The organism is Vibrio sp. RE88 (assembly GCF_013113835.1).
Taxonomy (GTDB): Bacteria; Pseudomonadota; Gammaproteobacteria; order Enterobacterales; family Vibrionaceae; genus Vibrio.
The window spans coordinates 192,484-218,750 of record NZ_VTYQ01000006.1 but is presented as its reverse complement, the minus strand read 5'-3'; the positions used below and the strand labels follow the sequence as shown (position 1 = coordinate 218,750).

Here is a 26,267-nt window from a genome sequence, read left to right as displayed (position 1 = left end):
AATTATGGACATTAAAGAAATGAACTATAGACAATAAGTCTATAATCATTATGTAATTCTTTGAGTTAATATATCCGCCTTATCAATAAGTAAGCTTGGCTGTAATAAACTGGAGGTAGTATGGACTTTGCAAATCGACTGGAAATGTTACTTGAGGTCTCGGAGTCAGGGTCATTTGCAAAAGCAGCTGAACGTTTACATATGGATCGCTCTGTCTTGTCTAAGCAGATCAAAAAACTGGAAGAGACACTGGGTGTGCGTCTGCTCAATCGCTCGACACGTTCTTTAGCGCTGACATCAGCAGGGCAGGATATTGTTCACCAAGCCAGAAAAGTCAGAGAGTTATTGGCTGATACCCGCAATATTGCAGATACCTACCACAATGAGCCCAAGGGCCACTTAAGAATTTCAAGCGCGACGGTTTTTGGTCGTATGTACCTTCAGCCTGCTATCGAAAAGTTTATGGCGAAGTATCCGCAAATCACCATTGAACTGATTTTGGATGATCGTAGGGTGGATGTGATTGGTGAACGCTTTGATGTTGTGTTCCGCATCGGCAAACTTCAGGATTCAAACCTTGTAGCCAAAAAAATCGCACCGAATGACTTTTCACTTCTCGCCTCTCGAGAGTTTGTTGAACTTCATGGCAACCCAGAAACGCCAGAGGAGCTCGTTTCTCTCCCTTCTATTGTGTATACCAATGGCAGCATGACCGCAGACCGATTCCAAATGTCTAGTGGGACAAATGGGGATGAACTTACCTCATACGAAATGAACGGTAAGTACTTTGTTAATGAAGCCGAGTTGATGATAGAAGGTATGAAAGCGGGTATTGGTTACGGTTTGATCTGTGATTTTATGCTGCCAGAACCTCTCAATGAGATGGGGTTGGTGAAGCTGCTCCCCTATGCTGATATTTACACACAGAGTGGTATTTACGCCATGTATTCACATCGAAACCAGCCACCTTTGGTTAAATTTTTCATTGAAGCTGTTGAAGAAATCATAGGTACCCCGCCAATTTGGGAACAACGGTTTCATTGATACCCAGTTCAATCTAGAGCGCCTATCAGGCGCTCTTTTTGTTTTCACTCTACGTGCAAAATCCAACCATTTAGTGACATTGGTGTGACATATATTGGTGCAATATTTTCCACAATGAATGGACAGAATGCCTATTTACTGCACGACTGTGCAATATAAAATGGGCTCTGTCGATTGGAGAAACATTCTGTATAACCAATCTTACTAAATACAAAATGTGAGGAAATAATTATGAAACGTTTAATTACTCTTACTTCTACTATGTTACTAGCAACTTCTGCTTTCGCTTCTTCTTTTGTTAACATCAGCGGTGAGCAAAACATTTCTGCGGGTTCATTTGATAGCAAAACGGCGGCTTATGAAGCTGGCTTCAATTTGAAAGATTCTATGCAGGACATGTCCCAAGCAGAGCGCAAAAACGAGTTTGCAACATTAGGCTATTCACATGTAGGCGACATCAAATTGGATGACTTCAAAGTGAAAGTAGAAGAGTACGCAAGTAATCGTGGAGAGGTGAAGTATCGCTCTATCCTGAATTTCGATTACCAATTTAAAGCGAAACAAAAAGACTAATATGAGTCTATTTACTGCCTTAAGCCTAGGAGATAAGGATTTCCCTAGGGCTTACGTTCCGAATAATTTTTAACCGCAAATCAATCTATAACGTCATTAACTTCTCGTCACACTGAATCAACCACCCATATAATTCAACTTCTATCATTTAATTTATATAAATACCAATAAATTAGTATCTTAAATAAAGATGTTATGGTTTTATATTTTATAAATTAAATATATTTATTCGTTTAAACTCATAGGGATAAATATTCTCACCTCGCTTGCTCAGTTTTGAACAAGTAAATATCTAAATTCACAGGTGAGGATTAAATATAAGCTCTACTAATAAAAATACAAGATTGCATCGTTCAAGTTTATTAGCGTGTAGCTTGAGTCTTATGATTGGTCTGTCAGGCTGCGGTGATAGTGGAGAGCTGTCACAAAGCGAAGTTGACGGCGGAACGCAAGGTACATCATCAGGCACAGATGAAAACCACGATAACAATTCCAATCAAGACAATGATGTAAATCAAGACGCGGAAGATGATGAACCATCTAATGGGCAAGGTGAAGAAGATAGTGGAACATCTAACCCTGAAGAGAACTCAGATTCTGGTGATGGAGGTTCTGATTTAGATTCCCCTGAGGAAGACACAGGCCAGAGCGATGAGGACTCCAGTGGTGGCCGTCCAGATGACGCGGATACACCAACGGATACTGCAATACTTCATTACCAATTTACACGCTCACCGATGCCACCAAATTCTGCTCCTCATGTTCAAAGACAAAATCAAGAGCTGTCAGGACGTCCTTTTCAAATCGAGATTTATTCATTAGACGATGATTTAAAGCTGCAAGAGGTAACTGCTGAAGTCTCGTGGAATGCTGTTTCAGAAGAGTGTAATGGAGAGCCTTGTTATACCATCGACTCTGAAGGTCGATTGATTGCTGGTGCGAAAGGTAAGTTTAGTGCTCAAGCAGAGTACAATGGCTTACTCACACCAGTGATTCTATTTGAGACACCAAGGCAGTTGGAAACTTGTGGTGTGGAAGGGAACACAGATAGGACCAATCTAACAGAAGAGTGCTTGCATATTATCGTAGGCAGTTCAGGGCAAGCAGACGGAAAGTGGTTTACTGAACCACCTAGAGTAATGGTGATGAACTACATGTGGTATTACTCTGACAACACAATGTATAACTCAGGTTATACACATAGCGGGTTTACGGTTGACGGAGGAAGTGGTTCTAATGCGTTTGCTCTAATGAGAAATGATGGGTACGACCAGAATGTAAAAGATTTTGGTAAGCCAGTTGATGAGGGGCAGTTTGGTCAGCATGAACGTTATTGTGCAGATTTAGCGGCGATCAACTTCAATGGGAGAAGCAACTGGCGAAAACCTAATCTTGAAGAACTGACTGAATTAACATCAATGTCTGTAGGTTCAACTTATGGTTGGCCAATGTATAACTTTTACTCTTCAGGAATGCCACATGTTAGGTCTGAGGATAAGGGGGGCTTCATTACGTTAGTGTAAATATGCTGACAGGACAGAGGTTAAGTTTGTTACCCGAGAAACGAACTTACGCTACTTGTGTTTCAGAACAGTAGATAAAAAAGTGGGGTGAGAAGAGTCACCCCAAAGCACACAGCTAATCACGTCTAGATGTCCAAACTAGCTCTGTAGGGAAAGGAAGCAACGACGAACCACAAGACGCTGTAAATTGAGCAGTTGTCGTCACTCCACGAAAGTCAGCTTACGCTTCTACAGCTCCATATATTAGTTATTAAGGATTAATTATCTTTTCAAATTAATTTTTATAGATTAAATGATGATTATTTCATAAGTGTTGATATGAAGCTGAATTATTATTCTTTGGTTATGTGTTTACTGTATCGTTGAAGCGATTTCCCAGTTATTTAATCTTTTGATTTCTGTCGAATCGCTAAGCAACACTCGTCACTCATGTTCATGAGGAACTCAAGATATGACCAAGTCCAACACAGGCCGTAAAAAACAATGGCTAGAGCAGGATGTATTCGAAGCTGCTAAAAGCAGAGTCTCCTATATATTTGATCATTTTAATCACTTTTATGTATCTTTTTCTGGAGGTAAAGACTCTGGTGTACTACTTAATTTAGCTATTGAAGAAGGAGAACGAAGAGGCCGTCTACCTATTGATGTTTTAATTGTTGACTTTGAAGCTCAGTACATGGAGACGGAAAGGTTTATTAAACGCATGATCAACTCCAATAAGATTCGTCCATATTGGGTCTGTTTACCGCTCAGTTTGCGTAACTCAGTCTCTCAGTTTGAGCCCAAATGGTTATGCTGGGACCCAGAGAGTAAACACCGCTGGGTCAGAGGACTCCCGAATTCTATGGGTGTGATAAGTAGCGAGCAAGCTTGGCCCTTTTTTTATGCAGGTATGGAATTTGAAGATTTTGTATTCGAATTTGCTAGCTGGTATCAGCAATGTAAAGTAGAAAAAATAGCGGTACTCATCGGTTTGAGAGCTGATGAATCACTTAATCGTTTTAACACAGTCAAAAATCGAAAAAAGGAGAAGTACCAAAGTCGTTCATGGACAACAAAAATGCAGAAAGACGTCTTTATGGCTTACCCCATTTATGATTGGAAAGTGTCTGATATCTGGGTTGCCAATGGACGTTTCAGTTGGGACTACAACCATGTTTACGATTCAATGCAAAAAGCAGGAGTTCCACTTTCTCAACAGCGATTGTGTCAGCCTTTTGGGGATGAGCAACGAAAGGGCTTGTGGTTATATCAGATGATTGAGCCTGAAACCTGGATTAAATTGCTTTCAAGAGTTGAAGGTTGCAATTTTGGGGCTCGTTATACCAAAGAGCAGGGAAGGGTACTAGGTTACTATCGTTTTGAGTTGCCAGACGGCTTCACTTACCGTGAATACAGTGAGTATCTATTGAAAACCATGCCCCCACACCTGGAGCAGCATTACCGTGAGAGAATATTCAAGTTTTTGTGGTGGTGGCGAAAACATGGTCCGGATAAAGGAATTCATTACATTCCAGATGCAGCAGACAGAAAACTTGAATCAATGAAGCAAGTTCCGAGTTGGAGGAGGATATGTAAGGTACTGATAAAAAATGACTATTGGTGTCGAGGCCTCTCGTTTGGTTATACCCGAACGGTTAACATTATGCGTAGTGATACCAGTGTTCGTGAGATGTTTTAGGGAGATAGTCTGATGACCAGCGAAAGCAAAGCTTTTTTCAAGCAGGTGAGTCGCCTCAATCAACAGCTTGACAATATCGGTGCATGGGTTGAGCTCTACAATAACGTTACATCCTGTCTGTTTGAATCCATCCCTGCGCTTCCTCCAGTTTGTAATGTTCAGCTATTGCCGACCCACCTCATCCAATCCAATAGTTATAACCCCAATAGAATGGCTCGACCAGAAGGAAAGCTTCTAAGACACTCTATAGCAATAGATGGTTTAACGATGCCAATCATCGTTAATCGGATAGAACACGCAGGCAACTACATTTTGATCGACGGCTTTCATCGTTTTGAACTGCTAAAGTCTCATCCTGAGCTTCAGCCTATTCCAGGCTATATTCCGTGCGTTGTTTTTAATAAAACATTGGAAAACAGCATGTCGACATCAGTCAGGCACAACATTGCGAGAGGAGTCCATCAGGTTGAGCTTACCTCAAGTTTGGTCATGACACTTCGGCAACTCGAATGGAGTAACGAACGTATTGGTAAAGAGCTTGGTATGGACAAGGATGAAGTACTGAGAATGCAGCAAGTCAGCGGATTAGCGGCTGAATTCAAAGAACAGCATTTTTCGCAGTCTTGGGAATGACTGCTTCGTCATCAGCAATAGTGAATGAATTCTTACATTTCTTGAATATATTATTGCAATTATGATCCTGTAATTGAACGACGTTTTATTTTATAAATTACGCAATAAGAGAGTAACGAGGTTAAAGAAATGAAGAAGTCTCTATTGTTAATTGCTATGTCTGTTTGTGTACCATTAAGCGTTAACGCTGCTAGCTCGGGGGATTATTCCACCTACTTTGGCATGAGTTATGATCATTCTCATGTGAACTTAGATCATTACGGTGAGAACATGGATGGCCTACATGCTCAGGCTGGGACGGATATGGAAAACTTTGGCATCAAAGGAAGTGCCACAACATTGTCTAATCATGGTGAGGATCTTGATAACTACTCTTTTGCTGTTGATAAAAAGTTTGCACTTCTTGAGCAAAAAGCTTACATCGCTCCAGAAGCTGGTATTAATTACGCGAGGTATAGCAGTGATTTATTAAAAGTAACAGATTTTGGACCCGAAGCGGGGATTAATCTTGGATACAACATTAATAAAAACTTTGTGATAGAAACGAGTTATAGACATTCATTCGGCTTGACAAATAATGAGATTAACATTGACCAAGATAGCGTCAATCTTGGATTAAATTACCGATTCGATTAGTTGTTAATTTAATGTTTAATTAATAAATAATTATTGATTGCAACGTAAATCCAAGCGCTAGAGTTACATCTCTGGCGCTTTTTATTTTAAAGGTGACCAGAATAAAAAAGTAGCGTAATGACAACAGGAAGGTAAAAATATGGATTATGTTGAAAGCAATGCTCAAAGTAAAAAGAAGCCATCGACATTTGGTGGAGCCTGCATCATTGCGTGTGTTTGTGTAGGGGCAGGGATGTTGGGGTTGCCTACCGCTGGAGCAGGTGCATGGACTTTGTGGTCTGCTATTGTGTTGAGCATAACGATGCTGATTATGTCTGCGAGTGGTTGTCTGCTGTTAGAAGCACTCAAAGACTACCCTTATCGGTCGTCTTTTTCTTCGGTCACTAAAGATTTATTAGGTAAGCGTATTAGTTTTATCAACAATTTAATGATTTATTTTGTCGGAGGTACTCTACTTTACGCCTATATTACTTCATCCGGTATGATTATTCATGATTACATGGGAATCGATCCAAAACTGGCTTCCATATTGTTTGTTGTATTCTTTTCTATTTTTGTTTGGCATTCGACTAAAGTGGTTGACCGAATTTCGGTCATACTTATGTTATTTATGGGGTTTAGTTTCGTATTTTCTGTTACTGGGCTAGTCAAAAACATTGATATTAATATCTTAGTTAACCAAACCAAGTTCGCTCAAGGTCAATATATATTTGCTTTATTGCCTATTGCGCTGGCTTCATTTGGCTATCACCACACAGTATCGAGTATGCGTGACTATTATTTGGATGAGCGTAGAGCTCAGAAAGCGATTCTGGGTGGGACTTTTATCGCACTTTGCATATACCTAATTTGGCTTATGAGCGTTTACGGCAATCTATCTAGATCCGAGTTTCCCGAAATCATTGCTCAGGGTGGAGACATCAACGTGTTACTCCAACACCTAAAGACGTCACTGTCTGCTGCAGATCTGTATAAGGTCATCAGTGCATTTTCAGCTGCTGCTATTCTGTCGAGCTTTATCGGCGTTGGGCTAGGTGTATTCGATTTCTTAGCGGATGCTTTGCAGTTTGAAGACAACAATAGAGGGCGAACTAAGACCTGGGTCGCCACATTTATTCCTCCATTGCTCATTTCGTTACTTTTCCCATTTGGTTTTTTAGTCGCGATTGGGTATGCCTCGGCGGCGGCAGCTATTTGGGCGTGCATTATTCCGGCGATGCTAGTCAGAAAAGTCAGACTAAGAAATCCAGTATTGAGTGAGAACCCGAATTCATCTTATCGAGTCATCGGTGGTGACTGGGTGTTGATTTGTGTATCACTTTTTGGCGCGCTCATCATTTTTATTCAAATCGTTTCTTTTTTCGGTGGACTGCCAACTTATGGTAGCTAGTGCCCGTCTCATAATTGAACTGTGTTCAAAATAAATCTATTGAGCTCATCTTTGTTACGGTAATCCTTATAGCTTTAAGCTAATATTATTCCATCTCAAATTCAGAACTCTGGTTAAATAGTCGATGAGCTCTTTGCAATCCTTATTTATTGTTGAAGACGACGTAAAGCTTCGCTCAATGCTGGAAGAATACTTCGTGAAACAAGATTTTGAAGTTACGACTTTCGAAGACGGTAGCAGCGCCGTTGATGCTATTGTTGAACAGCAGCCTGATCTGCTTTTACTTGATCTGATGCTGCCGGGAATGGATGGCCTGACAATTTGTAGACAGATTCGAGCGAAATACTCCGGTAAAGTCTTAATGTTGACGGCAAGTGATGATGATTTTGACCATGTTGCGGCTCTTGAAATTGGTGCCGATGATTTTGTCAGCAAACCGATAAAACCACGCGTATTACTCGCTCGCATGCGGATGCTATTAAGGCGAGGCCCAGTTGGGGAACAGTCTGCTGAGGTTGATTCCAAACCAGTGAATACTCTGACATACGGCCAACTAAGCCTGAATCAAGCGCGCAAAGTGTGTGTTCTTGATGACGCTCAGGTGAGCATGTCTGACAGCGATTTTGATCTGCTTTGGATACTGGCTAGCGCTCCGGATGAAGTGTTATCGCGCGACTTTCTGACCCAAACGTTGAGAGGTATCGAATACGATGGTTTGGATCGTACGATCGACAACAAAGTGGTCAGTTTGAGAAAAAAACTGGGTGACAATTCCGCGACACCTAAACGCATCATCACTGTCAGAGGTAAAGGTTATTTGTTCGTACCAGATAGTTGGTAAAAAATTTTGAGGATAATGAGGTATGCGCCGAATCTACATTGAGGCATTTTTCGGGTTGTTGGTGTTGTTCACCCTGAGTCTGGTGGCGTATGAAATCATTATTTATCAACTGAATACAGACTATGACTATGTTCTAGAAGACTTAGAGGGCGCCGCATTTAGGGACGTCCTAATGACAATTTCAGACCATCAGGGCAAAGATCAAGCTTTGATAGTTCTGAATGAGTTTATCGCCAATACTGCGAAAACATTGACGGCTTTTCCGAGTTCTGATGTGCCGGAGGAAGTGAAAAACTACTTCACTAATGACCGTATTCACCCATTCACATTTTATGACGATGAGCGTGATTTCTGGTTCATGTTATCGTCGCCAGACACCATCTACCGAGTCCAACCTGACGTCGAGTCTGATCTTCGCAAAGCCATAGAGTTTGATGACGATATTCTCTGGGGTTTTATTCTGGGCGGGTTCTTTATCTACACCTCAGGGCTTATTTGGTTCTTAAGCAGGCGAGTTCGCACTCTTGAAGAGGTTACGATGAAATTCGCGCAAGGTGATTTTAACTCAAGAGCGCCAACGGGCAGTAGACATCGCGTTGGCTCTCTCAATGACAGTTTCAATTACATGGCCGATAAGATCTCTGATCTTATTACCAGTAACCGATCGCTTACCAATTCCGTCGCACACGATTTAAGAACCCCCGTTTTTCGTATTCAGTGGCAGGCTGAAATGCTCCAGGACGAGAGCCTAACTCAAGAGCAGCACGATAAAATTGCCAGCATTATTGAAGATACCGAAGAGATGGAACAAATGGTCGATGAGCTTCTCTATTTTGCTAAGGTAGAGCGCCCAGACTCAGTACTTAACATTGAAGCCATTGAGCTCGACCCGTTTATGCACGGACTGACGAACAAACTGCCCGAAACTAAAATGAACTTGGTGTCGTTAGATATTCAAGATAGTTTGTTTGTCGAGGCAGACAGCGCACTGCTCAAACGGGCAGTCAATAACCTGCTTTCTAACGCGTTGCGCTATGCGGATCAGAAAATCCAGCTTTCGGCGAAGTTAGAAAATGAAACCATCCTACTTACTGTTGAAGATGATGGCCCAGGAATTTCAACCGATCACTGGAACTTTATCTTTGACCCTTTCTATAGTGCAGACCCCTCTAGGAACAAAGCCAATACTGGCTTTGGGTTAGGACTGGCGATTGTCAAATTGATCGTTGAGCGTCATGGTGGAGGCGCCGAAGTGGGTGCAAGTTTACTTGGTGGAGCCAAATTTACTCTACAAATCCCACGTATGTCAGATGAGTCTGACAAACGGTGACAAAGGCGTGACAAAGTAAAGATATTGTCAGGGTGAATCGTTTTGTACAGTGTTCATAACAAGTTAACACAAGGACAAAACGATGAAAAAGCTAACGATTCTAGTTTCAACTCTAGTAGCAGCAACAACGGCACATGCTGCTGGTGATACATACATCCGAAACGGTAACATTTATACCAAAGAAAATAGCTGGATTGCTGAACTAGGTGGAGCAGGCGTAAGCGATCTCTACAAGGATCAGAAACATAACGCGACGCTTCTTGGTAACTTTGGCTACCAAGGCGAAGATTTCAATGCGAGCCTGCAAGGGATCAACTACCGATTCCTAGGTAATACTGGTGATATGTTCAACATGAGCGGTTACTTGGGTACCTCTGGCTTGATGTATGACCATGACACCTCAGATTTCCTGAAAGGGATGGATAAGCGCAAAGCGAGTCTGGACCTTGGTATCAACGCTGACTTCCACTTATCTCAAGGCACCATTTCTACTTACGCTCAGCATGATGTTACCGATACTTACGATGGCTACCTAGCGGGTGTCACTTACTTCTTGCCAATGAGTGTTGGCAGCATGGACCTAGTCCCATTTGCTGGTTTGACTTATCAAAGCAAAGATTATGTCGACTACTACTTTGGCGTAAAAGACAAAGAAGCGACTCAAGCACGCAAGGCGTATAAAGGAAGCGGTGATGTGTCTTACAACTTAGGCTACAAGCTTATCCTTCCAATTAATGACAGTTGGGAACTTACCCAGACGACGGCTTACACTCGTCTTGGCGACAACATTGCGGACTCTCCAATTGTTGATAGCGCAAACCAGTGGACCGTTGGCGCAACTGTCGCATACCGCTTCTGATTTCAGCGAGTACCTCCCAAGGCCTGACTAATTGTCAGGCTTTCCTCCTTTTGTTTTTAACCGCTGCGTCTGAGTATTAGTGATTCTATGTCTGCCAACTACTTCCATTTTGTTAAATCTCTCCCTCGCGTTGCTGAAAGTGTTTACCCAGATATCCGAGGGGCAAAAAAGCTTCGCTACAACGCCCGTTTTTGTTTGTGGTCAATGTTCAAACCTAATGTGCTGAAACAAATGCAGCAGTTATTTGATCAGCCGGAGTTTCGTCCGATCAAAGAGACAAACCCAAGGATGTTTGAAAAGCCCCTAAAGCCATTCGTTTGTCTCAAGTGGCGTCCTCAACAAAGGGCTGCAAAAATCTATGAGCACTTTCAGACGCTACACCAAATGTACGGACGCGCATTCCTCGACTTTTATTCTGAAGAGGGTTGGTGTTTGATGGATATTCAGGATTGCAGACTCATGTTGTGTGCGGGTCCTGAAAGGGAAGGGTCTTTGGCTTTGAAGTTGGTCGATGCAAATAAACAGGATTTATTTACTTTAGCCTTCAATATCTCATCGTCACCAAAACGCGAAATCCACATTGGAGCCTTGCAAGGCCCGGGCGATCACATCACTGATCGTGGTGAAATTATTAAAAACCTGACGCGCGGAATGCATGGGCTTCGCCCCAAAGCGCTTATGCTAGAGGTACTTCTGATACTTGCACGTGAGTGGGATGTTGAATCGGTGTATGGTATTACCAACAAAGGCCATGTCTACCAAGCACTAAGATATACGGGGTCTAAGCGCTCAAGTATCACGTACAACTATTCTGAATTGTGGGCAGAATATGGTGGCGTAGAGGTATCAAAATATTTGTATCAGATACCTGTTTGTCCTGCCCGTAAAGATCCAAGCTCATTGAAAAAAGCGAAGCGACGCCTTTACACAAAACGTTACGCCTGGCTTGAAGATGCCCACACAACAATTCGTCAGCGCCTTGGTGAACTGCTTATTGACTAAGTAGATTTAACTCAAATAGCCCGATGATTATCGGGTTTTTAATATATGATGCTAGTTTCATTGTGACAGTGTAATTCCAATGAGATAAGCATAATTTACACATAACTTACTCTTCTGTTTTAGCTTCCGACCCTATGTTTTGGCTTAGCGACTGAAGCATATGCGACTTAGACGCTTACTAAAAACATAAACAAAACAGAAGGTAAATTTTATGCCAAATCCACTAGAGTCTTGTAAAGCTCAGTGTGTTAATAGCACCGACAAACGTATGGACTACATTCCGGAGCCATATCGAATCCGAGTAGTAGAGCCTGTACGTAAAACAACGCGCCAAGAACGAGAAGAAGCGTTAAAAAGAGTTGGCTATAATCCATTTTTGCTTGATAGCGACTATGTATTTATTGACTTGCTCACTGATAGTGGGACGGGCTCTGTAACCCAAAACATGCAGGCGGCGACATTGAAAGGTGATGAAGCATACAGCGGAAGTCGAAGCTATTTTGTTTTAAAAGAAGCGGTGGTGGATATTTTCGGATATCGACACACTATTCCAACTCACCAAGGGCGAGGGGCGGAGCAGCTTTATGTACCTGCGCTAATAAATAAGCGTGAGCGTGAAAAAGGTTTAGAGCGTCAACATATGGCTGCGATCTCAAACTACTTTTTCGATACTACTCAAGGACATACGCAGCGACACGGTTGTCGAGTAGTGAATGTTCCAACGGAAGAAGCATTCGATACCTCAGTTGAAGCGGACTTTAAAGGCAACTTTGATATTGAAAAGCTTATCTATTCAATAGAGGAAATTGGTGCCAAAAATGTTCCTTATATTGTGAGCACTATTACCTGTAACTCTGCGGGCGGGCAGCCCGTCTCTGTAGCAAATCTCAAAGAGGTATATGAGATCGCACAAAGTTATGACATACCTGTCGTGATGGACTGCGCAAGGTTTGCAGAAAACGCCTACTTTGTGAAACAGCGAGAGCCGAAATTCAAAGATTGGACAATCGCGGAGATTACCCGTGAATCGTTCCAGTATGCCGACATCTTGTCTATGTCGGCAAAGAAAGACGCGATGGTTCCAATGGGTGGCCTGCTGGGCTTTAAAGACGATAAGCTCTCTGATGTTTTTCAAGAATGTCGGACTTTATGCGTTCTACAGGAGGGGTTTCCGACTTATGGAGGTCTCGAGGGCGGCGCAATGGAGCGGCTGGCTGTTGGGCTTTATGATGGTATGCGCGAAGAATGGCTAGCTTCTCGATTACAGCAGATTCGTTATCTCGTTGATGGGCTGGAAAGTCTGGGGGTTGAGTGTCAGCAAGCTGGGGGCCATGCTGCCTTTATTAATGCAAGTAAGATCTTGCCTCATATCCCCGCTGAGCAATTTCCCGGGCATGTATTAGCGTGTGAACTCTTCAAGATAGCAGGAATACGTGGTGCTGAAATAGGTTCGTTATTGTTAGGAAGAAATCCTGAAACTGGAGAGCAATTACCTTGTCCGACGGAGCTACTCCGGCTTGCTGTACCACGAGCAACATACACTCAAGCACACCTCGATTATGTGATTGATGCCTTCAAAGAAGTGAAAGAAAAGGCTTCCGGTATGGAGGGATTGAAGTTTACATATGAACCACCTGTTCTGAGGCATTTTAACGCTGAATTCGAGCCTGTATAAAACGAGGAAAGCCGACAATGAGTCGGCTTTTTATGTTACTGGGCGAGCATGTCACGCTTATTTGCGGCATTAATAAGTAATATGCCTACAAGAGGGACGATAATGGCTGCGTAAGGGATCATACTGGCTCCCAGTTGACTGTCCAAAATAGTTCCGCCAATAAACCCTCCAAATGCGTTAGCTAAGTTAAAAGCAGAGATATTTGCAGTTGCCGCTAGTTCCTGTCCTTTACCGCCGTGCTTCATGACTCGCAGTTGCATTGCTGGTACATTGGCGAAAGAAGCAATGCCGAAAATAAAACTTGCGACAACGAACAGCCATTGATTCTCTGATACCAGACCAACAACGATTAGTGATAGAACCATGGCAACAGACCAAAATAGTGATGCCTTTGCTAAGTCTTTATCTGATGAACGCCCGCCAAGATGGTTACCGACAATTAGGCCAAAACCGACGACGACCAAAATCCAAGTTACAGCATGGGAAGAGTAACCTGCGACATGTTGAGCAATAGGGGCGATATAGCCGTAAAAGGTCATGAAACCTGACCAAGCAAGCACAGTAATAGAAAGGCTAATTAGCAGCATCGGATTCTTAAAAGCCATGAGTTGATCTTTCACGTCAGATTGAGATTGAGCGTGATCGGGCTTGATAAATAAAGCAATGGCCAAGAATGCAACAATGCCGAGTATTGAAACCGTAATAAACGTTGTGTGCCAGCCAAACTCAAGCCCTATCCACGTACCTCCGGGAACGCCAAGCACATTCGCGAGTGTTAAACCTGCGAACATTTGACCTACAGCACGACCTGCCATTTTTTCTGCCACCAGGCTAGTTGCGACAACGGAACCTATGCCGTAAAAAGGCCCTTGTACCAATCCAGTAATGACTCTGCTCACCATCAGCACGGTATAGTTTGGCGCAAAAGCAGAAATTAAGTTGCCTGCGATGAATAGCAACATTAAAAATAGCAAGACGGGCTTTTTATTAAATTTAGCCAGATAGATAGTAAGAATCGGTCCGCCGAACACGATAGCAAGAGCGTAGGCGCTGATAAGATAACCTGCTTGTCCTTCGGTGATTCTCATAGAGCCGGAAACTTGGGTGAGTATCCCGGCAATTACAAACTCTGCGGTGCCAATAGCAAATGCAGAGAGAGTGAGTATCCAAACCTGCAATGGCATTTTCTGATTCGTCATAAATGTATCTCGGTAATGAAATTGATGATTCCATTTTATGTATTTGCTCATTGTTGATAATTGGGTGAAAATTGAAATCATAATTCAGCAAATCTGAATAATGATAAAGAGAAAGAAAATGGATAAATTCGCGGATATGGAATTGTTCACTCTGATCGTCAAGCATCAGGGGTTGGCAAGTGCCGGTAGGGAACTTGGTCTGTCGCCAGCAAGTGTGACATCAAGGCTTCAAGCGCTTGAAGAGAGGCACGGAGTGAAGCTTCTCAACCGCAGTACGCGGCATATTGCGCTAACAGATTCCGGTCTCAATTATTATGAGTCTTGTCTGCAGATATTAGAAAGTGTCCGTGAAGCGGAAGCAAAACTGCACAACACCACGGTTCAGATAGAAGGGCAAATACGAATTTCAGCCCCCAAAGACATTGGCAAGCAATTTGTGATGCCAGTTATTGATACTTTTCAGCAGCTCTATCCCAAAGTAGTACCTCACCTGTTGTTGCATGACGACTTATCTAGCTTGTCTGAAAGCAACGTTGACCTCCAGATTCGTTATGGCTCTCCTCCTGATAGTGGCATGATTGCCAGAAAGCTAGCAGTGAGTGAGCGTGTTTTAGTAGCCTCTCCTGCTTATATTGATAAGTACGGTTTGCCAAATGAACCTGAACAACTTCAGTCACACCAATGTTTGTCTTTGCTTAGGAATGAGCAGGAAATGAAGCTCTGGCACTTCCAGCACAGGGAATCTCGTTCAAGTTCATCCCAACAGGTTTTGAGCTTCCGTTGTTCTGATGATGGTGAAGTGATAAGGCACTGGGCGAAGGAAGGTAGTGGAATTGCGCTTAAATCGAGGTTAGATGTTGAAGCCGATGTTAGGTCAGGGGCATTGCAAATTCTTCTACCAGATTTTCGCGTCGACTTTAAACCAATCACCTCTATGAACGATTCTGAGCTTTATGTTGTGTACCGCGAGCGTAAGTATCAGCCTAAACGTCTAAAGCTGTTTCTAAAATATTTGAACGCTGTTTTTTGTGAAGAAGCAGGGTAATCAGCAACCCTGCTTAACAAGCGAAAGCTACTCCCAAATATCCAGTTTTCCTTCTATCTGCCCTTTGTGAATATAAAAGCGTGGGAAAGACTGAAATATATAAATATCATTGCCTTGGCGTATCAATCGATAAAACAGGAAGCGATAACCTGAGGATATTTGGTTGAAGTGGTCATTGGAATCTTCTTGGTTGTCATCGATGAGCTTTGTCCTTGAATAGACAAAATAAACAGTTTGCTCACCAATTCTCAATTGTCTGGCTTCAACCTTCCATTTTGATAGGAAGTTCCCTTGTTGGTCTTGCTTGGTTTGCAGAGCTACCACTTTGCCGCGATAACAGGTCATGAATACATCTCGTTCGTCATCAGGAACATGAAGATTTATTGAATACTGACAGGTAGAACCATTCAAGAAGGCGTAAGTAAGAATCAGAAATAGCGCGCCAACAGTGAGAAAAGAGATGGGTACGAGTTTTTTTATCATCTTACTCTACCTCCATAAGACCGCTATGTGACGAGTAAAAGTAATGACCTGACTTACCGTTCACTATTTTAGGATTGAATGTTTCTCCCTTAACAGTACATACCGTGGCTTTATTGTTGTATGTACGGCAATCAAGGCTAACCCATGAAAAAACAATATAGAAAACACTATAAAGAGTAATAATAATGGTGAGAAAACATAGGTATAGTTTGGCTTTTGAAATGGACTCTGAAATAGGGTTAGCATCAAAAAACAATGGATCAAGATTATTACTTTCCTTTTCAACAGGTTTTAGTATCGGTTCATGTTCAGAGAAATCTAGCCTATAGCCTTTTCTTGGAACGTTGACGATCTTTATATTGTCCATTTCCAGAACTTTTCTTAAATTTGTTATGGCGACAGGCAGGGAGTTTGGACCTATAATATCAGGTCTTCCCCATGCTTCGACAATTAAGTCATCTTTGCTTACAACGCTATCTTTTTCGGTTATTAGCTTCTTTAACACGCTACTTTCTGGAATAGTGATAGAAAAGGATTTATTTGCATCTAACACAATCTGCGCACCCGTATCGCTTCGACATAGGATGCAATTACCAACAGGAAGACTAAAACTGTCTATATGTGGTTTTGTCATATTTTTTTCCTTCTACAAAAGCATGCATTACTCATCTGTATCATTTAGATGTTGTAATTATTATTTTGATAAATGAAGACTAATTTATATCTAAATTAGTATAACTATATGCTTGTTTAGTGATCTGAAGCACGATCATAGCACCTTACAGAGATGGGTTTTGTAACGATATGTAGAGATCATTTAGAATATTTCTGACGTATTTACGATAATCAGGTTAAAAATTATCAAAAAGAGGGCTTCGGAGGATGTGATGCCCTGGAAAATGGTATATATATCTTAGTAACTTAAATATCTTGTAGGAACAATGTTACGGAAAGTCTCTTTCCTCCTTTTTCAATTAAATATTCTTGCATCCATGTTGCATCGTCTTTTAATAATTTAAATGTACAGTGAACATTAGCGCCTGAAACTAGTTTGTTATCACACATATCCAAAAATGATTGGGTAGAACGGCATATTAGAGTTTTCAATATCTTTGACCTAGTTAAATACTAACGTTTTATATATTAAAATTAATGGGTGTCTTTGTTACTAATAAATGATTAATTTATATGTATTTAGCTATTAGATAACTTTAAAGTTGATAAAAACTAACTAATTAGTAAAGGACAATGCTGGAAGTGAGGAATCGATATTGTGATTAGCAATGCTAACAGGCTACATACGCAAGACACCCGTTTGTCACTTTTGTGCAAAACAATGAAAATCTTGTAGGAGCAAGGTTAGAGATCTGTCAGACTCTCTAAAGTATAAGAAATCAAAGAGTTCAGGGACGATCATGCTAGATGCTCAACTCGCTCAACGAATTGTTGATCGCACAATGCCGATTATTGGCTACAACATTAACGTGATGAACAATGCAGGTCTTGTAGTCGCCAGTGGAGAAAGCTCGCGTATTGGTCAGACACACGACGGGGCATTGTTGGCATTAAGCAGAAAGGCTTCAGTTGAAGTGACCTCAGAAGACTGCAAACTCCTCTCTGGCGTCAAACCTGGTGTTAACCTTCTGCTCAAACATAAAAATGCCATTCTAGGTGTGGTTGGCATCACTGGTGAGCCTAATGAGATTCGTGGTGTAGCCGAACTTGTGGCAATGACGGCGGAACTTATCATCGACCAAGCCGACTTATTGGAAAAAGTTCAACGTGATAGACGATACAGAGATGAGTTCATCTTAGCTTGTCTAACAGGGCGCTTATCTCCCTCCGAAATGCGAGATGGTGCTGAACAAATCTCGGTGAATCCGAGTGATTCATGGGAGCTGTTGCTGGTCGAGATGCCCACTCAAGATAGTTCCACAGCGACACTCACAGAACGTCTTTACCAAAAACCAGGCCATCATCTTTGCGCTCATTTGTCTGCACGCCATTTAGTCATCTTTGTACCAACAGAACAGCCCTTGAGTGCAGATAGCGTAAATGAGTGGCTTCACTGGTTAGAGCAAACACCATGTCGAAATCTAAAGGTTTCAACGGGAAAATTTGCCCGCAGTCTTGAGGAGTGGCAAACCGCTTACAATTCGGCGCTTCAGGTTATGAAAATAGGGAAGGCGGCACGTCCCAAGAATACAGTGTACCTTCTCGATGATTATCAATTGCCTGTTTTGTTAGCGCCATTACATGGTACTTGGCAGGGAGAGCAACTGTCACAAATGACAGCGACCTTGGTCGAGCATGATAAATCAGGCCAGCTTATCGCGACCTTGGAGGCCTACTTTGATGCAAATGGCAGCGCAAATGACACGGCATCCAAACTGTTTATTCACCGAAACACTCTGAAATACCGTTTGGACAAGATCACTGAAATTACAGGATTTGAGACAACAGATTTCTCTCATATGGCGCAGCTTTATCTGGCTATTCAGCTTGGTAAGCTTAGTTAGGTTATGCATATTTACCATAATTGAGTTTTATTTAGCTTGTTTTTTGTTGATTTGCACAATGATGCGGCTCTTGTTTTGTCCCATAATGTCTACAGTCATCAGTGGAAAGGAATAGGCCAGTATGAAGATTGTTATCGCTCCAGACTCATTCAAAGAAAGTTTGTCCGCAATAGAAGTTGCTCAGTCAATCCAGACGGGATTGGAAAGAGTATGGCCTGATGCTGAGTTTTTAAAAGTGCCAGTGGCAGATGGTGGTGAAGGGACGGTACAGTCTTTAATTGACGCCACTTCAGGACAAAAAGTATTCACTGAGGTAACAGGACCATTAGGCAAGCCAGTGCAAGCTTTTTATGGCGTTTTGGGTGACGGCAAAACCGCTGTGATCGAAATGGCTGAAGCCAGTGGTTTACACCTTGTCCCAGCAGAAAAACGAGATCCTAAGATCACAACCAGCTTCGGAACTGGCGAGCTGATTAAGCACGCGTTAAATCAAGGTGTAACCAAACTGATTGTTGGGTTGGGGGGCAGCGCGACCAACGACGCTGGCGCTGGGATGCTTGCCGCATTAGGTGTTACTTTCTTAGATAAAACAGGCGAAGAGTTTGTGCCTGTTGGCGGTGCAAGCTTAGCAAACCTAGAAAGTGTTGATACTTCCAAGCTGGATCCGCGACTACAGCAATGTGAAGTGGTCGTCGCGTGTGATGTAGATAACCCTCTTTGTGGTGATAAAGGTGCATCCGCTGTATTTGGACCACAAAAAGGGGCAACTGAGCAAGATGTGGCCTTGCTGGATAAATCTCTAGAGATTTTTGGCCAAGTAACAGAAAAAAATGCTGGCGTTGATGTGCTTACTGCGGCTGGTGCCGGTGCGGCTGGTGGAATGGGTGCGGCTTTGCTTGGTTACGCTAATGCAGCGTTAAAGCCGGGTATAGAGATTGTTCTGGATACGGTTGAGCTAGAATCGAAACTGATGGGCGCGAATTTAGTGATCACTGGTGAAGGTAAAATTGATGACCAAACGGTTCATGGCAAAACTCCAGTAGGCGTATCAAAACTGGCTAAGCAATTTAATCTTCCCGTCATTGCTATTGCAGGCTGTACTGGGAATAATTTCCAAGCGGTTTATGAGCACGGTATTGATGCTGTCTATGCCTGTTTACCTAGGCCAATGTCGCTGCAAGAAGCATTTGATGAAGCCGCTACTAATCTAGCAAACGTTGCAGAAAACGTAGCTCGGACTTATCAGATAAGTCACTAGGTTCATACGGCAGTGGTTAGCACTGCCGTCTTCATACTGCCACTTTAGATAGACAAATCACACACTGTTGAAACCATGCATAGTGACTCTCCAAAGCTTTAGAAATTCCTTTTGAAATCAGATACTGGTTCGATTCGAACCTTAAACTATTTTTACCACTTTTCACTAAACGCACGACATCGAACTCAAGGATCTCCTGAACTTGAGGGTAGATAGCTTTGTAGAGTGATTCTTTCGCTGAAAACAATAAAGTGACCGCTTCATTTCGACTCAGGCCTGTTTGAGCAAGCAGATCTATTTCTTCTTCTATCGCAATAAAAGCCTGAGTATCTTCTACTTCCTGACATGAAAGGAGACGTTGGATGTCGACACCAATATGATGAGCTGCCAGCTTTTCTTTCCTCTCTACCACAGCAACCGCGTAGTTTTCACAGTGAGAAATTGAGCCGCTAAGATGAGGTGGGAAATTGGGAGAACGATCTAAATTTATGCCTATTAGATGAGATTCTCCAAGGAGAGCAAGAGCATTGTGAGCCGCAGAGCGACCTGCGACAAATTCAGCCTGACGTGAAAAGTGCGCCTTCTGTATGGAATAGGGTAGCTCTTTTCTCGGATAAAGTGACTTAGGGAACAGTGACTTATCGTATGACACGATGCAAACCACCAGTTCCGTTTGATTAACAGTGAATGGCAGGTTTGGAAGCCCTTGAAGCCAGTTTTTTTTATTTTTAGTACTTTCAGTCAGCGTGTTCATTTCTTAAATCTACCGCTCTTAACCTAAGCTCAGGCCTTATGTATCAATCAAATACCTTAACAATTGTGTATATAATTGCAAATGAAAATGGTTTGCATTTATATATTTACTGTTATATAACTTCCACCTTGTTAATCAGTCGTTTTTTATTGATTAACCCTATGTAAAAAGAGAGTTTAAGGGAACGGATATGCTCGAAGCTAGAAAACTAGCATTTAGCGTTGGCGACAGAAGCTTGTTGTCAGATTTTGATATGAATTTTGAACCAGGCAAGATTTACGCTCTGGTTGGCCATAACGGCTCAGGTAAATCAACGCTACTTAAACTTCTCGCACAGCAACAAAAATCCACCAGCGGAGATGTCTTGCTACAAGGCAAATCAGTTTCCGATTGGTCAGATAAGAAATTCGCTCAGCAAATCGCCTATCTTCCTCAGCATTTACCACCTACCGATAGCCTTTCAGGAAAAGACCTAGTGAGTTTCGGTCGCTACCCATGGCACGGCTTACTTGGGCGTTTATGTACGAAAGATAAAGAGTTCATCCAACAAGCGATGCAGATGACGGATACGGAAAAGTATGCAGACCGCTTGGTTGATACTTTGTCAGGTGGTGAACGTCAGCGAGTGTGGTTAGCCATGCTTCTGGCTCAGAGAACTCAATATCTGCTTTTGGATGAGCCTTTGTCAGCTCTAGATATCGCGCACCAAGTGGAAATGCTTGAGCTAATAAAGAAACTGGCAACTGAACTCGAATTAGGCGTTCTTATCGTGATACACGATATCAACATGGCCGCTCGCTTTTGCGACCATATAGTGGCACTTCATAGCGGTAAAATGATCGCTCAAGGCTCTGTTTCTGAAGTGTTTAACGAACAGCATCTAAACGATATTTATGGTATCGAAATGCAGATCACCGACCACGCTGCAGGTTATCCGGTTGCAATGCCATGCTAAACATCAAACGAATGACAATCGCCTGTCTTACTACGTTGACGGCAATCATGCCTGCCATGGCTGGATCAGAGGTTTCACAAGATAAACTACGAGTGATGTCCATTGACTGGTCTCAGACGGAAACCATGATTGCTCTTGGCGTTACGCCTGTGGCATCGGCTCAACAGTCGGATTACAACGACTGGGTGAGAAGTCCGAAAATACCGGATGAGACTGTGGATGTTGGCCTGCGCACTCAACCCAACCTAGAAAGATTATCTGAGCTAAACCTAGACACCATATTCCTGTCTCCTCGTTTCTCTTCGCTTGAGACTCAGTTATCTCGTATTGCACCCGTCAAAATCCTTGGCCTGTATAAAGTGGGTGAGGTTAACTGGGATGCCGTCACTGATTTCACACGCCGTATGGCAAAAGAGGTTAACGCTGATAAGCAAGCTGAACAGCTCATCGCCAATAGTGAAGCTGAGTTGAATGGCCTCAAGGCAGCACTGCCTGACAACCTGCCTCCAGTGCTTTTAGTGCAGTTTATGGACACCAAACATGTTCGAGTATTTGGTGAGAACAGCATCTATAAAGTGGCATTGAATCAGTTAGGTATTCAAAATGCTTGGGACAAAGCCACTAACGCGTGGGGCTTTGCTCTCACAGGTGTTGATAAGTTACAGGGTATCGATGCGCAATTTGTCGTTATAGAACCTCTTCCTGTTGGCGTAAAGGAACATTTAGCGCAAGACCAATATTGGCAATATTTGATTGAGCAAACGGGTCGTCCGGTAATCACCGTAAAACCAACATGGAGTTTTGGTGGTTTACCCTCAGCGATGCGTTTCGCTAATTTTGTCACCTCTGCTCTGGCTGAGGAGGTCACCCAATGAGAATCTTATCTCTAAGTCTTGTCGCGATACTCGCGGCATTTATGCTGACCATTGTAGGCTTTCAATTGAATGCCTCTGGCAATTTTTCAGCAGGCGTGAATAGCCTTTTCCAAGCAGATTGGATGTCGCCAGAATCAGTTAGATTGCATCTAACTTGGTGGCCTAGATTTTTCACGACACTGATTGCAGGTGCTGCTTTGGCTGCTGCTGGCGTACTGATGCAGCAAGTGTTGCGTAACCCTTTGGCGTCACCATCCACTTTGGGTGTGGCAAGTGGTGCCAGTTTTGCCCTTATGATGGCAACCTTGTATGCCCCTTGGTTACTGACGTTTTCTAAATCACTGATTGCTTTGCTTGGTGGCGTGGGAACAATGGCACTGGTATTTGCACTGTCATGGCGTCGTGCACTTTCACCGACAGTTGTGGTGGTTTCGGGTCTGGTCATTAACCTCTACTTCGGCGCCGTCAGCACTGTTCTGTTAATGATGAATCAGGATAAGCTAGCTGGTTTAATGATTTGGGGTGCGGGTTCTCTCGTTCAGACAGGATGGTCTGATATTGCTTATCTCGCGCCAAGACTCGGATTAGCGATTGGTATTTCATTCCTATTCGTTAAGCCGCTAACCTTGTTGGAATTATCTGAAGAAGGTGCGAAGAGCCTTGGCGTGTCTCTGGCGAAGCTGCGCGTCATATGTCTTGGTCTCGCAGTGTTACTGACATCTTGGGTGGTTTCTAAAGTTGGCGTGATTGGCTTCGTAGGTCTCGCTGCTCCAGCGATTGCTCGTGCAACCGGTGTGCATCGTCTTGTGCCTAAGTTAATCGTCTCCATGCTGTTAGGTGGTTTACTACTAACGCTTACGGATCTGCTTATCCAGCAGCTCCCAGGTATTGCCGCCATGATTGTGCCAACTGGTGCCGCAACTGCCGCATTAGGTGCACCTCTCTTATTGTGGCTGCTACCAAGGTTGTCGATGCGTAGTCAAACCCAGACGCAAACAGTCATGACGCGTCATAGTGAGCAAGTTAAGAGCCTCAACCGTCATGCCATTGCATTGGTTGCGCTCGTTATTCCAGTTGCTCTATTTATCTTTAGTACCACTTCAATTCAAAGCTCTGGCTGGCAGTGGCTAGTGTTCTCAGGTGAGTGGAACCTGCTTGAGTGGCGTTGGCCCCGACTTGTTGCCGCCGCCTTAGCTGGTGTGATGTTGGCTACCGCAGGTACGGTGATCCAGCGTTTAAGTGGCAACCCAATGGCGAGCCCTGAAGTGATCGGCATCAGTTCGGGTACCGCTTTGGGTTTGATTATTGCCATGTTCTCTGGCATTGGCGTTAGTCTCGTTGGCTTGTATTTAGGTGGACTTGTGGGCGCGATGGCTTCGCTCTCCGTGATTGTTCTTTTGAACCGTAAGTCTGGCTTCCAACCTGAACGTGTGCTGCTGACTGGTGTGGCGATCACAGCTCTGATGAACGCGGTACAAAGCTTCGTATTGGCGGGCGGTGACCCTAGGAGCTACCAAGTCCTAGCCTGGCTTTCTGGTTCAACTTACTTTGTTACAGAGGCGACTTTACTTCCTTTAGCAGTCGCGACTTTCGTGCTTGTTGGGTTCAGTTTCTTAACGGCTCGTTGGTTGGACATATTACCTTTGGGAGAGGCCAGTTCTCGCGCACTTGGAGTGAAAGTAGGGCAGGCGAGAGGCTTGCTATTACTGCTGGTGGCATTGCTGACAGTTAGTGCCACTCTCGTTGTTGGCCCATTGAGTTTTATCGGTTTGATGGCGCCGCATCTCGCTCGTTTGTTTGGTTTTAGCCGAGCTCGAGAACACCTGATTTGTTCAGCTCTTGTCGGTATGGGACTAATGCTTCTCGCTGATTGGCTAGGACGCCAAATGTTGTACCCACAAGAAATCCCAGCTGGTTTGGTGGCGTCTCTGATTGGCGGTATGTATCTGATGTGGGGACTTCGCAGACTCTAATTTTTAGTCATGAGGGAGGCAATGCTCAGCTTTCCTCAATGCTGTTTTAAAATTTGTTGATAATGATAATCACAATAATAATTAATACATGGATTTGAGATGAAATTACTTTTTCAGTTGGCCCATAAACAACATAAAGCGCTCGCTTTGGTTATTTTGCTGAGTGTGGCAAGCGCCTTTCTCAGTATTGGCGTGATTGCTTTTATTCAATATGAACTGTTGAGTCAGACAACCAGTGTTCATAGCGCTATCTGGCAATTTGCTGGATTACTGGTGTTGCTATTGATCACGGCGACTGTTGCGCAGGTGTCACTGCACAAGTTAGGCCACCAATTTGTCTATTCAAAGCGTTGTCAATTGGTTAAGCAACTGATCAACACTGATATTGAACAAATAGAAGATGTCGGTAGTGCTGGGGTGCTGGCATCACTGAACACCGACATTCGTAACATCACTATTGCCTTCGTTACCTTGCCGGAAATGATTTACGGCTTAGTACTTACCGTAGTTGCATTGTCTTATCTTGCGTTCCTTTCACTACCTCTATTTGGTGTAAGCCTGCTGATGTTAGGTGTGACTGGTGTTATCGGCTATGGATTGGTGACTCGAATCACTTTCCACGTTCGTCAGGTTCGTGAGTTGGAAGATAAGCTTTATCACGACTATCAAGCATTGATTGACGGGCGTAAAGAGTTATCACTGAATCCTAGTCGCGCTCGCCGTTATTTCGACGATGAGTTTGGTCCAAATGCAGCGGGTTATCGAGACGAAGTAACAAGAGCGGACATCTACAATGGTTTTGCTGCCAACATGGCTAACACGATTGTACTGGCACTGATTGGTCTCAACTTTTATCTGGCGCTGGGTTTAGGCTGGGCTGGCTTTGACGTCGCTTCTACCTTTGCTCTTGTCATTTTATTTATGCGTATGCCACTTATGGCCGCGGTCGGTGCGCTGCCCGGTCTGATTAGCGCCAATATCTCTATGCGCAAGCTTGAATCTCTCGATTTAAGTGACAATGAAAACCTTGTTGAGGCTAACGAACAACCAGAAGTATTTGAAGGTATCGATCTCCAACAGGTGACTTACGAATACCGCGCTGATGGCGATGACCGTCCGTTTAAAGTTGGCCCGATCAATTTTAAAGCTTCGAAAGGTGAGATGATCTTTATCATCGGTGGTAATGGCAGCGGAAAATCAACGTTTGCTCGTTTACTGACCGGCCTTTATCGCCCGCATACAGGTAATGTTCTCTTGAACGGTCAACCTATGACCGAACTCAACTGGCCTTACTACCGCCAGCAATTTTCTACGGTATTCAGTGACTTCTACTTGTTCCATCAGATTACCAATGGACAAGGCCAAGATGTTCCAGAGGCCGATATCAAAGAGTGGATGGACCGTCTGGAAATGAGCCACAAAGTGACTCAAGAGAATGGCCGCTTGTCGGATGTTCGTTATTCTCAGGGGCAGCGTAAGCGTCTTGCGTTGCTGATGGCCGTTGCTGAACAGCGAGGCTGCATGCTTCTTGACGAATGGGCGGCAGATCAGGACCCTCGCTTTAGAAAAGTCTTTTACCAACAGTTACTGCCTCTGCTTAAAGAGCGTGGCGTGACTGTAATCGCTATTACCCACGATGACCGTTACTTCGATGCGGCAGATCGCATTTTCAAAATGGACAGTGGGCAACTGACGGAACTGGACACTGCGGATAAATCACAAGCTCAACAAGCAGTAGAAAGTGTCGTCGCTTAACGAAACAACAATCCAGAAAATCAAAACAATAAGAACAACGATCTAGTTGAGGATATTATGAGTATTGACAGCCCAAACACAGAATTTACCGTCGTTATCAACCCACAAGAACAGTACAGCATTTGGCCTACTTATCACCCAATTCCAAATGGATGGAAAGCCGTTGGTGTTACTGGCAACAAAGAAACTTGCCTTGCCCACATAAATGAAGTGTGGACTGACATGCGTCCGAAAAGCCTGCGAGAAGCGTTAGCTGAATAAGAG

General features: G+C 43.3%; 24 protein-coding genes. 20 read left to right on the top strand and 4 right to left on the bottom strand.

Annotated elements, in window-relative coordinates; translation table 11 throughout:
- Positions 1–120 precede the first annotated feature (120 nt).
- The 12 genes from F0265_RS15895 to tnaA all read left to right on the top strand — a co-directional run bounded on the left by F0265_RS15895 (position 121) and on the right by tnaA (position 13,187).
- Positions 121–1,044, top strand: coding sequence for a LysR family transcriptional regulator (locus tag F0265_RS15895; protein WP_021457111.1), 924 nt, complete (start codon positions 121–123; stop codon positions 1,042–1,044).
- 231 nt (positions 1,045–1,275) lie between these two features.
- Complete coding sequence (locus F0265_RS15890) at positions 1,276–1,617, top strand: DUF3316 domain-containing protein (RefSeq protein ID WP_006962405.1); 342 nt, start codon at positions 1,276–1,278, stop codon at positions 1,615–1,617.
- 374 nt (positions 1,618–1,991) lie between these two features.
- Positions 1,992–3,140: a hypothetical protein gene (locus F0265_RS15885; RefSeq protein ID WP_171749629.1), complete on the top strand. Its 1,149-nt coding sequence runs from the start codon at positions 1,992–1,994 to the stop codon at positions 3,138–3,140.
- Positions 3,141–3,591: 451 nt separating this feature from the next.
- Positions 3,592–4,821 carry a DUF3440 domain-containing protein gene (locus F0265_RS15880; RefSeq protein WP_171749628.1) on the top strand — a complete coding sequence of 410 codons (1,230 nt, stop codon included), beginning with the start codon at positions 3,592–3,594 and terminating at the stop codon, positions 4,819–4,821.
- A 12-nt stretch (positions 4,822–4,833) separates the two neighbouring features.
- Positions 4,834–5,454, top strand: a complete 621-nt coding sequence (locus F0265_RS15875) for a ParB/RepB/Spo0J family partition protein (protein WP_171749627.1) — start codon at positions 4,834–4,836, stop codon at positions 5,452–5,454.
- A 129-nt stretch (positions 5,455–5,583) separates the two neighbouring features.
- Positions 5,584–6,090 (top strand): outer membrane beta-barrel protein, encoded by a 507-nt coding sequence (locus F0265_RS15870; protein WP_171749626.1) that lies wholly within the window; start codon positions 5,584–5,586, stop codon positions 6,088–6,090.
- Positions 6,091–6,229: 139 nt separating this feature from the next.
- Entirely contained in the window at positions 6,230–7,480 is a 1,251-nt protein-coding gene (locus tag F0265_RS15865; protein WP_171749625.1) for an aromatic amino acid transporter, read from the top strand.
- Between the two features lie 124 nt (positions 7,481–7,604).
- Positions 7,605–8,321, top strand: coding sequence for a response regulator (locus F0265_RS15860; RefSeq protein WP_065739985.1), 717 nt, complete (start codon positions 7,605–7,607; stop codon positions 8,319–8,321).
- A 22-nt stretch (positions 8,322–8,343) separates the two neighbouring features.
- Positions 8,344–9,651 carry an ATP-binding protein gene (locus tag F0265_RS15855; protein WP_171749624.1) on the top strand — a complete coding sequence of 436 codons (1,308 nt, stop codon included), beginning with the start codon at positions 8,344–8,346 and terminating at the stop codon, positions 9,649–9,651.
- Positions 9,652–9,733: 82 nt separating this feature from the next.
- The gene (gene ompV / locus F0265_RS15850) at positions 9,734–10,510 is read left to right on the top strand and encodes an outer membrane protein OmpV (RefSeq protein ID WP_171749623.1); all 777 of its coding nucleotides are present in this window, start codon (positions 9,734–9,736) and stop codon (positions 10,508–10,510) included.
- An 87-nt stretch (positions 10,511–10,597) separates the two neighbouring features.
- Positions 10,598–11,512 (top strand): VirK/YbjX family protein, encoded by a 915-nt coding sequence (locus tag F0265_RS15845; RefSeq protein ID WP_171749622.1) that lies wholly within the window; start codon positions 10,598–10,600, stop codon positions 11,510–11,512.
- Between the two features lie 268 nt (positions 11,513–11,780).
- Positions 11,781–13,187 carry a tryptophanase gene (gene tnaA / locus F0265_RS15840; RefSeq protein WP_171749751.1) on the top strand — a complete coding sequence of 469 codons (1,407 nt, stop codon included), beginning with the start codon at positions 11,781–11,783 and terminating at the stop codon, positions 13,185–13,187.
- Positions 13,188–13,222: 35 nt separating this feature from the next.
- On the opposite strand, the gene F0265_RS15835 is transcribed toward tnaA, so the two are convergent.
- On the bottom strand, positions 13,223–14,386 hold the full coding sequence (locus F0265_RS15835) for an MFS transporter (protein ID WP_171749621.1): 1,164 nt from the start codon (positions 14,384–14,386) through the stop codon (positions 13,223–13,225).
- 118 nt (positions 14,387–14,504) lie between these two features.
- On the opposite strand from F0265_RS15835, the gene F0265_RS15830 reads away from it, so the two are divergent.
- Positions 14,505–15,431 carry a LysR family transcriptional regulator gene (locus tag F0265_RS15830; protein ID WP_171749620.1) on the top strand — a complete coding sequence of 309 codons (927 nt, stop codon included), beginning with the start codon at positions 14,505–14,507 and terminating at the stop codon, positions 15,429–15,431.
- A gap of 27 nt (positions 15,432–15,458) precedes the next feature.
- On the opposite strand, the gene F0265_RS15825 is transcribed toward F0265_RS15830, so the two are convergent.
- Both F0265_RS15825 and F0265_RS15820 read right to left on the bottom strand, forming a co-directional pair.
- Positions 15,459–15,914, bottom strand: a complete 456-nt coding sequence (locus tag F0265_RS15825) for a hypothetical protein (RefSeq protein WP_171749619.1) — start codon at positions 15,912–15,914, stop codon at positions 15,459–15,461.
- Position 15,915: 1 nt separating this feature from the next.
- Positions 15,916–16,548 (bottom strand): winged helix-turn-helix domain-containing protein, encoded by a 633-nt coding sequence (locus tag F0265_RS15820; RefSeq protein ID WP_171749618.1) that lies wholly within the window; start codon positions 16,546–16,548, stop codon positions 15,916–15,918.
- 781 nt (positions 16,549–17,329) lie between these two features.
- On the opposite strand from F0265_RS15820, the gene F0265_RS15815 reads away from it, so the two are divergent.
- Both F0265_RS15815 and F0265_RS15810 read left to right on the top strand, forming a co-directional pair.
- Positions 17,330–18,433 carry a sugar diacid recognition domain-containing protein gene (locus F0265_RS15815; protein ID WP_171749617.1) on the top strand — a complete coding sequence of 368 codons (1,104 nt, stop codon included), beginning with the start codon at positions 17,330–17,332 and terminating at the stop codon, positions 18,431–18,433.
- Positions 18,434–18,554: 121 nt separating this feature from the next.
- Positions 18,555–19,691, top strand: coding sequence for a glycerate kinase (locus F0265_RS15810; protein ID WP_171749616.1), 1,137 nt, complete (start codon positions 18,555–18,557; stop codon positions 19,689–19,691).
- 31 nt (positions 19,692–19,722) lie between these two features.
- On the opposite strand, the gene F0265_RS15805 is transcribed toward F0265_RS15810, so the two are convergent.
- Entirely contained in the window at positions 19,723–20,445 is a 723-nt protein-coding gene (locus F0265_RS15805; RefSeq protein ID WP_171749615.1) for a 4'-phosphopantetheinyl transferase superfamily protein, read from the bottom strand.
- 190 nt (positions 20,446–20,635) lie between these two features.
- Between F0265_RS15805 and F0265_RS15800 the strand changes: the two genes are divergently transcribed.
- The 5 genes from F0265_RS15800 (at position 20,636) to F0265_RS15780 (ending at position 26,264) form a co-directional block, all read left to right on the top strand.
- Positions 20,636–21,400: an ABC transporter ATP-binding protein gene (locus F0265_RS15800; RefSeq protein WP_171749614.1), complete on the top strand. Its 765-nt coding sequence runs from the start codon at positions 20,636–20,638 to the stop codon at positions 21,398–21,400.
- Positions 21,394–22,275 carry an iron-siderophore ABC transporter substrate-binding protein gene (locus tag F0265_RS15795; protein ID WP_171749613.1) on the top strand — a complete coding sequence of 294 codons (882 nt, stop codon included), beginning with the start codon at positions 21,394–21,396 and terminating at the stop codon, positions 22,273–22,275. Before F0265_RS15800 ends, F0265_RS15795 begins: the two co-directional genes overlap by 7 nt.
- Positions 22,272–24,248: a Fe(3+)-hydroxamate ABC transporter permease FhuB gene (gene fhuB / locus F0265_RS15790; protein WP_171749612.1), complete on the top strand. Its 1,977-nt coding sequence runs from the start codon at positions 22,272–22,274 to the stop codon at positions 24,246–24,248. Before F0265_RS15795 ends, fhuB begins: the two co-directional genes overlap by 4 nt.
- 99 nt (positions 24,249–24,347) lie before the next feature.
- A complete protein-coding gene (locus tag F0265_RS15785; protein WP_171749611.1) occupies positions 24,348–26,003 on the top strand; it encodes a multidrug ABC transporter permease/ATP-binding protein in 1,656 nt (551 codons plus the stop codon).
- Positions 26,004–26,060: 57 nt separating this feature from the next.
- Positions 26,061–26,264 carry an MbtH family NRPS accessory protein gene (locus F0265_RS15780; protein ID WP_006962378.1) on the top strand — a complete coding sequence of 68 codons (204 nt, stop codon included), beginning with the start codon at positions 26,061–26,063 and terminating at the stop codon, positions 26,262–26,264.
- Positions 26,265–26,267 lie beyond the last annotated feature (3 nt).